This is a genomic window from Pseudomonas sp. NPDC085632 (assembly GCF_044541255.1).
Lineage (GTDB): Bacteria > Pseudomonadota > Gammaproteobacteria > Pseudomonadales > Pseudomonadaceae > Aquipseudomonas.
This window is the reverse complement of record NZ_JBITSX010000062.1, coordinates 20907-33120: the sequence shown is the minus strand read 5'-3', so window position 1 is coordinate 33120 and position 12214 is coordinate 20907. Positions and strand designations below refer to the sequence as shown.

The following is a 12214-nucleotide window of genomic DNA, read 5'->3' as shown; positions in this document are numbered from 1 at the left end:
GAGTGCTCGATACCGAAACGCTCACGGGTGATGGTGTCGTTGCCGGTGCGCCACTGGTACATGCCGCCGGGCAGCACGCTGTTGGGGATGGTCGGAGCGTCTAGCCCTGAATACGCAAAAAGCCCCGCTAATTGCGGGGCTTTTTTTCAGGCACTTTACAGCTACGCTTAGATGTTGGCGTCGAGGAAAGCCGCCAGCTGCGACTTCGACAGGGCGCCGACCTTGGTCGCTTCAACGTTGCCGTTCTTGAACAGCATCAGCGTCGGGATACCACGCACGCCGTGCTTGGCCGGGGTTTCCTGGTTTTCGTCGATGTTCAGTTTGGCAACGGTCAGCTTGCCTTTGTAAGTCTCGGCAATCTCGTCCAGAACCGGAGCGATCATTTTGCAAGGACCGCACCATTCAGCCCAGTAATCGACCAGGACAGCGCCTTCGGCCTTGAGTACGTCGGCTTCGAAGCTAGCGTCGCTAACGTGTTTGATAAGATCGCTGCTCATGGAATTCTCCAGGTTGTAAGCAAAAAAACGTGGCCCATCATAGCCGCCCTTCCCCTGTTCAGGAAGCCGCAGTTGATTGAGTCTTGCTATGGCACTCGATGAGTTTGGGTATAGCTCAAGTCACGCCGTGGCGGGGGCGATGAAGGAAATTCCAGTGCGCAGGGCGGCGTTGCGCACGTGCTCCTGCATGGCTTTTTGCGCCGCACCCGACGCCCGGCGCGCGAGGGCCCGGAGGATCTTGCGGTGTTCCTGCCAGGTTTCCATCGCACGTTCGGCGCGGATGAACGGTAGTTTCTGACTCTCCAGGAACATCTCGGCGCTGGCGGTGAGGATGCTCAGCATCGCCTGATTGCCGCTGGCCAACAGGATTCGTCGGTGAAATTCGAAGTCGAGTTTCGCCGCCGCTTCAAAGTCGCCGACCTTCAATTGCTCGCGCATGGCCGCGACGTTGTCTTCCAGCGCATCCAGATCGAATGTGCTCAACATCACCGCCGCCAACCCTGCTGCAAACCCTTCGAGCGCATAGCGCAATTGAAAGATGTCCAGCGGCGACGCTTGCGCCGCAAATGACCACCCCGGCGCGCTATCGCCGCGCGACAACTCCACTGGCGCCTGCACGAACACGCCTTTACCCGGTTGAATACTGACCACACCCAACGCACTCAGCGATGACAACGCCTCGCGCAACGACGCCCGGCTCACGCCCAATTGCAGCGCCAGATCGCGCTGCGACGGCAAGGCATCACCCGCGCCGAAACCCTGCTCGGTGATCAGTTTGCGAATCGCTTGCAGCGCCACTTCGGGTACCGCACGGGAAATCGAATTCATGGTTTTTCAGACGCGCCAGGCCAATGTGCGGCTAGTTGTAAAGCTATTCGCCGAGTCCGGCAAGTCGTGCCCCAGCGGGGTTCGACGAGCAGGACAGATGCGCGAAAGCAGTGCGAAAAACAACCTGACTGTTCAGACCAGTAAGACCGAACAAAGCCGCTGAAACCGCGGCCTGCCGCGACGAAAGCCGTGTATTGGCACGGCCCATGCTCTGTCCGATCGCAGAAATCACTTCTCGCCGATCCGGAGATTGTTCATGACCAAGCGTTACAGCGCCCTCCTCGCCGCTCTGTTTTCCAGCCTTTTGCTCAGCCAGATCCCGGCTCACGCCGACGGTCTCGACGACGTGGTCAAACGCGGCACGCTGAAAGTCGCGGTGCCACAGGACTTCCCGCCGTTCGGCTCGGTCGGCCCGGACATGAAACCTCGCGGTCTGGACATCGATACAGCAAAACTGCTGGCCGATCAGCTCAAGGTCAAACTCGAGCTGACCCCGGTCAACAGCACCAACCGCATCCCGTTTCTGACCACCGGCAAGGTCGATCTGGTGATTTCCAGCCTCGGCAAAAACCCTGAGCGCGAAAAAGTCATCGATTTCTCCCACGCCTACGCACCCTTCTACCTCGCCGTGTTCGGCCCGCCAGACGCCGCCATCGCCAGCCTCGACGACCTCAAGGGCAAGACCATCAGCGTCACCCGTGGCGCCATCGAAGACATCGAGCTGAGCAAAGTCGCTCCTGAAGGCGTGACCATCAAGCGCTTCGAAGACAACAACTCGACCATCGCCGCCTACCTCGCCGGCCAGGTCGACCTGATCGCCAGCGGCAACGTGGTGATGGTCGCGATCAGTGAAAAGAACCCGAAACGCGTGCCGGCGCTGAAAGTGAAGCTCAAGGATTCGCCAGTCTACGTCGGCGTGAACAAGAACGAAGCGGCGCTGCTGGCCAAGGTCAACGACATCCTGACCAGCGCCAAGGCTGACGGCGCCCTGGAAAAGAATTCGCAGACCTGGCTGAAAGAGCCGCTGCCGGCCGATCTCTGATCGACTGCGCGGGAGAACTTCATGGCTTATCAGTTCGATTTCATGCCGGTGGTGCAGAACACCGACCTGTTGCTGCGGGGCGCACTGTTCACCCTTGAGCTGACGGCCATCGGTGCGCTGCTCGGGGTCGGCGTCGGGATTGTCGGGGCACTGGTGCGGGCGTGGAACATCCGCCCGTTCTCGGCGATATTCGGCGTCTACGTCGAGTTGATCCGCAACACGCCGTTTCTGGTGCAGTTGTTCTTTATCTTCTTCGGGCTGCCGTCGCTGGGCGTGCAGATTTCCGAGTGGCAGGCAGCGGTGCTGGCGATGGTGATCAACCTCGGCGCGTATTCGACCGAGATTATTCGTGCCGGCATTCAGGCGATTCCGCGCGGGCAGCTGGAGGCCGCAGCGGCGCTGGCGATGACGCGTTTCGAAGCGTTCCGCCATGTGGTGCTGCTGCCGGCGCTGGGCAAGGTTTGGCCGGCGCTGAGCAGCCAGATCATCATTGTCATGCTCGGCTCGGCGGTGTGTTCGCAGATCGCCACCGAAGAGCTGAGCTTCGCCGCCAACTTCATTCAGTCGCGCAACTTCCGCGCTTTTGAAACCTATGCGCTGACCACGCTGATCTACCTGTGCATGGCGCTGCTGATTCGCCAGTTACTGAACTGGATCGGTCGCCGCTATATCAGTCGAAGCGGGAGCCGCGCATGAGCGATTTCACCTTCTGGGACATCCTGCGCAACCTGCTCGTCGGCCTGCAATGGACGCTGGCGTTGTCGCTGGTGGCGTTTATCGGTGGCGGGATCGTCGGGCTGCTGATCCTGATCATGCGCATTTCGAAAAACCCTGTGTCGAGCAGCATCGCCCGCACCTGGATCGAGTTGTTCCAGGGCACGCCACTGTTGATGCAGCTGTTTCTGGTGTTCTTCGGCGTGGCCTTGGCCGGGATCGAAATATCGCCGTGGATGGCCGCGGCGATTGCCCTGACCTTGTTCACCAGCGCCTATCTGGCAGAGATCTGGCGCGGCTGTGTCGAGTCGATCTCCAATGGCCAATGGGAAGCCTCGGCGAGTCTGGCGCTGAACCCACTGGAACAGCTGCGCTACGTGATCCTGCCGCAAGCGCTGCGCATTGCCGTGGCGCCGACCGTGGGCTTCTCGGTGCAAGTGGTCAAGGGCACCGCGGTGACCTCAATTATCGGCTTCACAGAGCTGACCAAGACTGGCGGCATGCTCGCCAACGCCACGTTTGAACCGTTCATGGTCTACGGCCTCGTCGCCCTCGGCTACTTCCTGCTCTGCTACCCCTTGTCCCTCAGTGCGCGCTACCTGGAAAGGAGACTGCATGCCTCTGCTTAGAATTTCCGCCCTGCATAAATACTACGGCGATCACCACGTGCTCAAAGGCATCGACCTCAGTGTCGAGGAAGGCCAGGTGGTGGCGATCATCGGCCGCAGCGGCTCGGGCAAATCCACCCTGCTGCGCACGCTTAATGGCCTGGAGTCGATCAACGACGGCGTTATCGAGGTCGATGGCGAATACCTCGACGCTGCCCGCGCCGATCTGCGCAGCCTGCGGCAGAAGGTCGGCATGGTCTTTCAGCAGTTCAACCTGTTCCCGCACCTGACCGTGGGCGAAAACGTCATGCTCGCGCCGCAAGTGGTGCAGAAGGTGCCGAAAGCCAAAGCGGCGGAACTGGCGCGGGAGATGCTCGAACGCGTGGGTCTTGGGGAAAAGTTCGATGCGTTCCCGGATCGGTTGTCCGGTGGTCAGCAGCAGCGCGTGGCGATTGCCCGGGCGCTGGCGATGTCGCCGAAGGTTTTGCTCTGCGACGAAATCACCTCGGCGCTCGACCCGGAACTGGTCAACGAAGTGCTCAGCGTGGTGCGGCAACTGGCCAAGGAAGGCATGACATTGATCATGGTCACCCATGAAATGCGCTTTGCCCGCGAGGTCGGGGACAAACTGGTGTTCATGCACCATGGCAAGGTGCATGAGGTGGGGGATCCGAAGGTGTTGTTTGCCAATCCGCAGACGGCGGAACTGGCGAACTTTATTGGCACGGTGGAAGCGATAGCCTGAAAGATCTTCTGAGGCAGTGATGACCTCTTCGCGAGCAGGCTCGCTCCCACAGGGATCTCTGTTGGACCACTATGGTGAGTTCGCTGCAAAACCTGTGGGAGCGAGCTTGCTCGCGAATGGCCGCGCCGCGATCTTCAGACTTTCTGCGCTGAATCAACGGTTTGAACCATGCGCGTTGGCGCCAGCGTTTGATCGTGGCACGATGTCGAGGTTATCGACCGAGACCCCCTGACCATGCCGCAATCCCAAGCCAAGAATCTGTCCCTGATCGCCGCAATCGACCTGGGCTCCAACAGCTTTCACATGGTCGTGGCCAAGGCCCAGAACGGCGAAATCCGCATTCTCGAGCGCCTCGGCGAGAAGGTTCAGCTGGCGGCCGGCATCGACGATGAGCGCAAGCTCAACGAAGAATCGATGCAGCGCGGCCTCGATTGCCTCAAGCGTTTTGCCCAACTGATCAACGGTATGCCGCTGGGCGCCGTGCGCATCGTCGGCACCAACGCCCTGCGAGAAGCGCGCAACCGCATTGAGTTCATCCACCGCGCCGAAGAAATCCTCGGCCATCCGGTGGAAGTCATTTCCGGCCGTGAGGAAGCACGGCTGATTTATCTGGGCGTGTCGCACACCCTCGCCGACACCCCGGGCAAACGCCTGGTGGCCGACATCGGCGGCGGCAGTACCGAGTTCATCATTGGCCAGCGTTTCGAACCACTGCTGCGCGAAAGCCTGCAAATGGGCTGCGTCAGCTTCACCCAGCGCTACTTCAAGGACGGCAAGATCACCCCGGCCCGCTACGCCCAGGCGTACACGGCGGCGCGGCTGGAGATCATGAGCATCGAGCACGCCCTGCATCGTCTGACCTGGGATGAAGCCATCGGCTCCTCGGGCACCATCCGCGCCATCGGTCTGGCGCTGAAGGCCGGCGGCCACGGCACTGGCGAGGTCAATGCCGAAGGGCTGGCCTGGCTCAAGCGTCGCCTGTTCAAGCTCGGCGACGTCGACAAGATCGACTTCGAAGGCATCAAGCCTGATCGCCGGACAATCTTCCCGGCGGGTCTGGCGATTCTCGAAGCGATTTTCGACGCCCTCGAACTGCAACGCATGGATCACTGCGACGGTGCGCTGCGTGAAGGCGTGCTCTACGACCTGCTCGGCCGCCATCATCACGAAGACGTGCGCGAACGCACCCTGACCTCGCTGATGGAGCGTTACCACGTCGACCTGGAGCAAGCTGCGCGAGTTGAGCGAAAAGCCTTGCATGCGTTCGATCAGGTCGCGGCGGACTGGGAGCTGGATGACGGTATCTGGCGCGAACTCCTAGGCTGGGCAGCGAAAGTGCACGAAGTCGGCCTCGATATCGCGCACTATCATTACCATAAGCACGGCGCTTACCTGATCGAGCACTCGGACCTCGCCGGGTTCTCCCGCGAAGACCAACAGATGCTTGCACTATTGGTGCGTGGCCACCGCCGCAACATTCCCAAGGACAAGTTTGCCGATTTCGGTGACGACGGCGACAAGCTGATTCGCCTGTGCGTGCTGCTGCGCTTTGCGATCCTGTTCCACCACATTCGTGGCACGCAAACGATGCCGCAGGTGGTATTGCACGCGAAGGGCAACACCCTGGATGTGGAGTTCCCGGAGAACTGGCTGGATGAGAATCAACTGACTCAGGCAGATTTCGGGCTTGAGGCGGATTGGCTGACGCGGGTGGGGATTGTGCTCACGGTTCACTGAGTTAAATCTCAGGTGCAAAAAAAGGCGATCCTTCTGGATCGCCTTTTTTATTGGCTGTACGGCTGGATTTGGTGGTGCGCTTTGGATCGATCCCCCTCACCCCAGCCCTCTCCCCCAAGGGGGCGAGGGGGAAAGGGAGCCGACCGCATGCTGTTCAAAACCTGAGTTCGACTCGGTAGTTCAGGTCGGCGTAACTCGCACATCCAACCCGGTCAGTCCCTCTCCCTCCGGGAGAGGGTTAGGCGGGCGGCGTTCCGATGAGGGGCTTTTGACCTTCAAGGCCTCAGCTGCTCACCGGCAAGATCGGGCTACCCAACCGCTCCAGCAACGTCGCCTGCGCACTGCGCGGGTTCTGGTTGCCGGTAGGCGTGTTGCGGATGTAACGGCCATCCGACTGCAAGCTCCAGCTATGAGTGTTATCAGTCAGGTACAGCTCCAGCTCTTTCTTCACGCGGGTCAGCAGCTTCTTGCCTTCGACCGGGAAGCAAGTCTCGACGCGCTTGTCGAGGTTGCGCTCCATCCAGTCGGCACTGGAGAGGAACATCTGCTCTTCGCCGCCGTTGAGGAAGTAGAACACCCGCGTGTGCTCAAGGAAGCGGCCGATGATCGAGCGCACGTGGATGTTGTGCGAAACCCCGGCGATGCCCGGACGCAGGCAGCACATGCCGCGCACCACCAGATCGATGCGCACGCCGGACTGGCTGGCCTTGTACAGAGCGCGAATGATCTTCGGATCGGTCAGCGAGTTGAACTTGGCGATGATGTGCGCCGGTTTGCCGTCGAGCGCAAATTGCGTCTCGCGGGTGATCATGTCGAGCATGCCCTTCTTCAGGGTGAACGGCGCATGCAGCAACTTCTTCATGCGCAGGGTTTTACCCATGCCGATCAACTGGCTGAACAGTTTGCCGACGTCTTCGCACAAGGCGTCGTCGGAAGTCAGCAGGCTGTAGTCGGTGTACAGCTTGGCGTTGCCGGCGTGGTAGTTACCGGTGCCGAGGTGCGCGTAGCGGACGATTTCGCCGGCCTCGCGACGCAGGATCAACATCATCTTGGCGTGGGTCTTGAAGCCGACCACGCCGTAGATCACCACCGCACCGGCCGCTTGCAGACGGCTGGCCAGTTGCAGGTTGGATTCTTCGTCGAACCGTGCGCGCAGCTCGATGACCGCCGTGACTTCCTTGCCGTTACGCGCGGCATCCACCAGCGCATCGACGATCTCGGAGTTGGCGCCGGAGCGGTACAGGGTCTGGCGCACAGCGAGGACGTGCGGGTCTTTCGCCGCCTGACGCAGCAGGTCGACCACCGGGGTAAACGACTCGAACGGGTGCAGCAGCAGAATGTCCTGCTTGCTGACCACGCTGAAAATGTTCTCGCTGTTCTGCAGCAGTTTCGGGATCTGCGGAGTGAACGGCGTGTATTGCAGCTCCGGATGGCTGTCCAGACCGGTGATGCTGAACAGACGGGTCAGGTTGACCGGGCCGTTGACTTGATACAGCTCGCTTTCGCTCAGGTTGAACTGCTTGAGCAGGTAGTCCGAGAGGTGTTTCGGGCAGGTGTCAGCGACTTCCAGACGCACCGCATCGCCGTAACGACGCGAGAACAACTCGCCACGCAGGGCGCGGGCCAGGTCTTCGACGTCTTCGGAGTCGAGCGCCAGGTCGGCGTTTCGAGTCAGACGGAACTGGTAGCAGCCTTTAACCTTCATGCCCTGGAACAGGTCATCGGCGTGGGCGTGGATCATCGACGACAGGAACACATAGTTGTCGCCGGGACCGCCGACTTCTTCCGGCACCTTGATGATCCGTGGCAGCAGACGCGGCGCCGGGATGATCGCCAGACCGGAGTCGCGCCCGAAGGCATCGATACCTTCGAGCTCGACGATGAAGTTCAAGCTCTTGTTCACCAGCAACGGGAACGGGTGCGTCGGGTCGAGGCCGATCGGGGTGATGATCGGCGCGATCTCGTCACGGAAATAGCGACGAACCCAAGTCTTCAGTTTGGTCGTCCAGTTGCGGCGACGGATGAAGCGCACCTGATGCTTTTCCAGTTCCGGCAACAGGATGTCGTTGAGGATCGCGTACTGACGATCGACGTGACCGTGAACCAGTTCGCTGATGCGTGCCAGCGCCTGATGCGGCTGCAAGCCATCGGCACCGGCCTGCTCACGGGCGAAGGTGATTTGTTTCTTCAGGCCGGCGACACGGATTTCGAAGAATTCGTCGAGGTTGCTGGAGAAGATCAGCAGGAACTTCAAGCGTTCCAGCAACGGATAGGACTCGTCCAGCGCCTGTTCCAGCACGCGGATGTTGAATTGCAGTTGCGAGAGCTCGCGGTGGATGTACAGGCTGCTGTCATCCAGACCAGGAATGGCGATCGCCGGCACCGCCGCCGCAGGTTCGGCCACCGGCGCGGGTGGCGCAGGCTCCAGTTCCGGCGGGGTCTCGGTGATCTGCTCGACCACCGGTTGAGCTTCTTTTACTGCAACTTCCGTGAGTCCTTCGGTATTCATTGAATGTTCCTGGGAGGGCTATTTCTGCTCTCGTAACAATTGAGCGGCGCGGACAGCAAAGTAAGTCAGGATGCCATCAGCGCCGGCACGTTTAAAGGCGGTCAGTGATTCGAGAATCACCGCCTCGCTCAACCAGCCATTCTGGATCGCCGCCATGTGCATGGCGTATTCGCCGCTAACCTGGTAGACGAAGGTCGGCACTTTGAAGGCATCTTTTACCCGGAAAAGAATGTCGAGGTACGGCATGCCCGGCTTGACCATGACCATGTCCGCGCCTTCAGACAAGTCCGCACCGACTTCGTGCAGCGCTTCGTCGCTGTTGGCCGGGTCCATCTGATAAGAGGCTTTGTTGGCCTTGCCGAGGTTCGACGCCGAACCGACCGCATCGCGGAACGGGCCGTAATAGGCGCTGGCGTACTTGGCCGAATAAGCCATGATCCGCACATTGACGTGGCCGGCGATTTCCAGCGCTTCGCGGATCGCCTGAATGCGACCGTCCATCATGTCCGACGGCGCGACGACCTGAGCGCCGGCTTCAGCATGGGACAGGGCCTGGCGCACCAGTGCGTCGACAGTAATGTCGTTCTGCACGTAGCCTGCTTCGTCGAGGATGCCGTCCTGGCCGTGGGTGGTGAACGGATCAAGCGCGACGTCGGTGATCACCCCCAGTTCCGGGAAACGCTCACGCAGGGCACGGGTGGCGCGCTGAGCGATGCCTTCGGGGTTCCAGGCTTCAGCGGCGTCGAGGGATTTCAGTTCGGATGGAGTGACCGGGAACAGCGCCAGCGCGGGAATCCCCAGCTCAACCCATTTCGCCGCTTCTTCGAGCAATAAATCGATAGTCAGCCGCTCTACCCCGGGCATCGAGGCCACGGCTTCGCGGCGGTTTTCACCGTCAAGCACGAACACCGGCAGGATCAAGTCATCGACCGTCAGCACATTTTCCCGCACCAGCCGACGCGAAAAATCATCACGGCGATTGCGGCGCAGGCGCGTGGCTGGGAACAGACGATTGGCTGGGGTAAAGCTCACGGCGGACTCCTGAGCCCGCGCAAACGGGCGAGCGTGACAGTTATAGACGGCCATTATGACGAACAGATGACAGTTGTGTGAGACCTGTGACAGGTAGCCGCATTCCATTCTCAGTGTAGAAATTGTTCACGTCGAGACACATTTGGACACTTTCATGAATGTGTCCGAAGGGTTAGGCTGCGCGTTCATTTCGCCAGCACCCAGACAATGCTCCAACAATTTCTGCATGACTTTGGCTACTTTGCCTTGTTCCTCGGCACGTTCTTCGAAGGCGAAACCATTCTGGTGCTCGCGGGCTTCCTCGCGTTCCGTGGATACATGGACATTAACCTGGTGGTGGTCGTGGCGTTCTGCGGCAGCTATGCCGGCGATCAGCTGTGGTACTTCCTGGGACGCAAGCACGGGCGCAAATTACTCGCACGCAAACCGCGCTGGCAGATGATGGGCGACCGCGCGCTGGAGCACATTCGCAAGCATCCGGACATCTGGGTGCTGAGTTTTCGTTTCGTTTACGGTCTGCGCACGGTGATGCCGGTCGCGATCGGTCTGTCGGGCTATCCGCCGGGACGTTATCTGCTGCTCAACGGCATCGGTGCGGCGATCTGGGCGACCGCGCTGGCCGCCGCCGCTTACCACTTCGGCGCGGTGCTGGAAGGCATGCTCGGCAGCATCAAGAAATACGAGCTGTGGGTACTGGGAGCGCTGCTGATTCTTGGCGTTGGCCTGTGGCTGCGCCGCCGCTTCAAGAATGCGCGGCTGGCCAGGCAGGTTTACGCCGACGAGCAAGCCGCGAAAGCTGCACTGCTGAATCAAGCCGAAGCGTCCAAGCCTGCCGAACCGAAGACGCCAGCCGAGTAACTCGCTGGCGACTTGCTACAGCCCGCCGGCAATGAGCGGGCTGGCCGACCCGTTCAGCCAGAGATGTCACTGTTATCCTCGCTGCTCTGGCGCATTCAAGTTCGCCAGCGGCGTTCTCACGCCAAAAATCTCCCGTTCGTTACGCAGCAGGCAACCCCAAATAATGAACACCCCGCCGTTGTTGCGATCCATGTAGAAAGCGTTCCATGCAGGTGCAGCCACCACTTGAGCCTATGGCAACGCGCGACAATTTAGTGGACATTTAGCGCCATGAATCTGGAGAGAAACCCATGAGCAAAAAAGTTGCAGTGATCCTGTCCGGCAGTGGCGTATACGACGGCGCCGAAATCCATGAAAGCGTGATCACCCTGCTGCGCCTCGACCAACGCGGCGCCCAGGTGCAGTGCTTTGCCCCGAACATCGCGCAATTGCACGTAATCAATCATCTGACCGGCGAAGAAATGCCCGAATCGCGCAACGTCCTGGTGGAATCGGCGCGCATTGCCCGAGGCAACATCAAGGACATCCGCGAGGCCAATGTCGACGACTTCGATGCGTTGATCGTGCCGGGTGGTTTCGGAGCGGCGAAGAACCTCTCGAACTTTGCAGTCGAAGGTGCGGGCTGCAGCGTGCAGCCTGAAGTGCTGGCGCTGGCCGAGGCATTTGCCGAGGCGGGCAAACCGGTCGGCCTGATGTGCATCTCGCCGGCACTCGCAGCGAAGATCTACGGCCCGGGCGTGACCTGCACCATAGGCAACGACGCCGACACGGCCACGGCGATGAACAAGATGGGCGCGACCCACGAAGACTGTGCGGTGACCGACATCATCGAAGACAAGGCGCGCAAACTGGTGACGACCCCGGCTTACATGCTGGCGCAGAACATCAGTGAAGCGGCTTCAGGGATCAACAAACTGGTCGACCGCGTCCTCGAACTGACCCACGAAAACGACGCCTGATCCCCCCGTATGATCGTTCCCACGCTCTGCGTGGGGATGCCGCCATTGGCGCTCCGCGCCTGCTCACTTTGGCGTTACATGTGCGGTAAGACCGGAACGCAGAGCGTCCCGAGATGCATTCCCACGCGGAGCGTGGGAACGATCGTCATAAGGCTCAGGGTTTGCGGGTCAGGCGCGTGAGGATCCGGTCCAGCGCATTGGCGAACGCTTGCTTCTCGCGATCGCCGAACGGCGCCGGTCCGCCACTCATCTGGCCCTGCTCTCGCAGATCGGTGAACAGGTTGCGCGTTGCCAAGCGCTCACCCATGTTCTGCGCGTCGAACTCCTTGCCACGCGGATCCAGCGCCGCCACGCCCTTCTTCACCAAACGATCAGCCAACGGGATATCGCTGCAAATCACCAGCTCCCCGGGCACCGCGTGCTCGACCAGATAATCGTCCGCCGCATCCGGGCCACTCGGCACCACGATCAGTTTGACGATCGCCAGCCCCGGCTTGATCTGCGGCTGCCCGGCCACCAGCACCACTTCGAACTGACGCTTGAGGGCGAACTTCACCACCAGATCCTTCGCCGCCCGTGGGCAGGCGTCGGCATCGATCCATACACGCATTTTCTTTACCTCTAAAAGCAAAGATCGCAGCTTCGGCAACGCCTACAGAGTGCGCGTCGCGCCGCAATATTGCGA

Annotated in this window: 12 protein-coding genes and 1 pseudogene; 7 read left to right on the top strand and 6 right to left on the bottom strand. The window is 60.6% G+C overall.

What is annotated here, in order from left to right:
• The 3 genes and pseudogenes from ACIF4X_RS26710 to ACIF4X_RS26700 form a co-directional block, all read right to left on the bottom strand.
• Nucleotides 1-95: pseudogene (locus ACIF4X_RS26710) on the bottom strand (hypothetical protein); the annotation flags it as partial.
• A 72-nt stretch (nt 96-167) separates the two neighbouring features.
• On the bottom strand, nt 168-497 hold the full coding sequence (gene trxA, locus ACIF4X_RS26705; RefSeq protein WP_003206727.1) for a thioredoxin TrxA: 330 nt from the start codon (nt 495-497) through the stop codon (nt 168-170).
• A 120-nt stretch (nt 498-617) separates the two neighbouring features.
• Nucleotides 618-1325 carry a FadR/GntR family transcriptional regulator gene (locus tag ACIF4X_RS26700; protein ID WP_397484372.1) on the bottom strand — a complete coding sequence of 236 codons (708 nt, stop codon included), beginning with the start codon at nt 1323-1325 and terminating at the stop codon, nt 618-620.
• Nucleotides 1326-1581: 256 nt separating this feature from the next.
• On the opposite strand from ACIF4X_RS26700, the gene ACIF4X_RS26695 reads away from it, so the two are divergent.
• The 5 genes from ACIF4X_RS26695 (at nt 1582) to ppx (ending at nt 6171) form a co-directional block, all read left to right on the top strand.
• Nucleotides 1582-2367: a transporter substrate-binding domain-containing protein gene (locus tag ACIF4X_RS26695; RefSeq protein WP_397484371.1), complete on the top strand. Its 786-nt coding sequence runs from the start codon at nt 1582-1584 to the stop codon at nt 2365-2367.
• A 21-nt stretch (nt 2368-2388) separates the two neighbouring features.
• Entirely contained in the window at nt 2389-3063 is a 675-nt protein-coding gene (locus ACIF4X_RS26690; protein ID WP_397484370.1) for an amino acid ABC transporter permease, read from the top strand.
• Complete coding sequence (locus ACIF4X_RS26685; RefSeq protein ID WP_397484369.1) at nt 3060-3710, top strand: amino acid ABC transporter permease; 651 nt, start codon at nt 3060-3062, stop codon at nt 3708-3710. Before ACIF4X_RS26690 ends, ACIF4X_RS26685 begins: the two co-directional genes overlap by 4 nt.
• Nucleotides 3697-4434 carry an amino acid ABC transporter ATP-binding protein gene (locus ACIF4X_RS26680; protein ID WP_311995929.1) on the top strand — a complete coding sequence of 246 codons (738 nt, stop codon included), beginning with the start codon at nt 3697-3699 and terminating at the stop codon, nt 4432-4434. The genes ACIF4X_RS26685 and ACIF4X_RS26680 overlap by 14 nt, the downstream gene beginning before the upstream one ends.
• A 234-nt stretch (nt 4435-4668) precedes the next feature.
• The gene (gene ppx, locus ACIF4X_RS26675; protein WP_397484368.1) at nt 4669-6171 is read left to right on the top strand and encodes an exopolyphosphatase; all 1503 of its coding nucleotides are present in this window, start codon (nt 4669-4671) and stop codon (nt 6169-6171) included.
• Between the two features lie 283 nt (nt 6172-6454).
• Here ppx and ppk1 read toward each other — a convergent pair whose 3' ends face one another.
• Nucleotides 6455-8680, bottom strand: a complete 2226-nt coding sequence (ppk1, locus tag ACIF4X_RS26670; protein WP_397484367.1) for a polyphosphate kinase 1 — start codon at nt 8678-8680, stop codon at nt 6455-6457.
• An 18-nt stretch (nt 8681-8698) separates the two neighbouring features.
• Nucleotides 8699-9712, bottom strand: coding sequence for a porphobilinogen synthase (hemB, locus tag ACIF4X_RS26665; RefSeq protein WP_397484366.1), 1014 nt, complete (start codon nt 9710-9712; stop codon nt 8699-8701).
• A 207-nt stretch (nt 9713-9919) separates the two neighbouring features.
• On the opposite strand from hemB, the gene ACIF4X_RS26660 reads away from it, so the two are divergent.
• On the top strand, nt 9920-10570 hold the full coding sequence (locus tag ACIF4X_RS26660) for a DedA family protein (RefSeq protein ID WP_397484365.1): 651 nt from the start codon (nt 9920-9922) through the stop codon (nt 10568-10570).
• Nucleotides 10571-10860: 290 nt separating this feature from the next.
• The gene (elbB, locus tag ACIF4X_RS26655; protein WP_397484364.1) at nt 10861-11529 is read left to right on the top strand and encodes an isoprenoid biosynthesis glyoxalase ElbB; all 669 of its coding nucleotides are present in this window, start codon (nt 10861-10863) and stop codon (nt 11527-11529) included.
• Nucleotides 11530-11683: 154 nt separating this feature from the next.
• On the opposite strand, the gene ACIF4X_RS26650 is transcribed toward elbB, so the two are convergent.
• A complete protein-coding gene (locus tag ACIF4X_RS26650; RefSeq protein WP_397484362.1) occupies nt 11684-12139 on the bottom strand; it encodes a YaiI/YqxD family protein in 456 nt (151 codons plus the stop codon).
• Between the last annotated feature and the right edge of the window lie 75 nt (nt 12140-12214).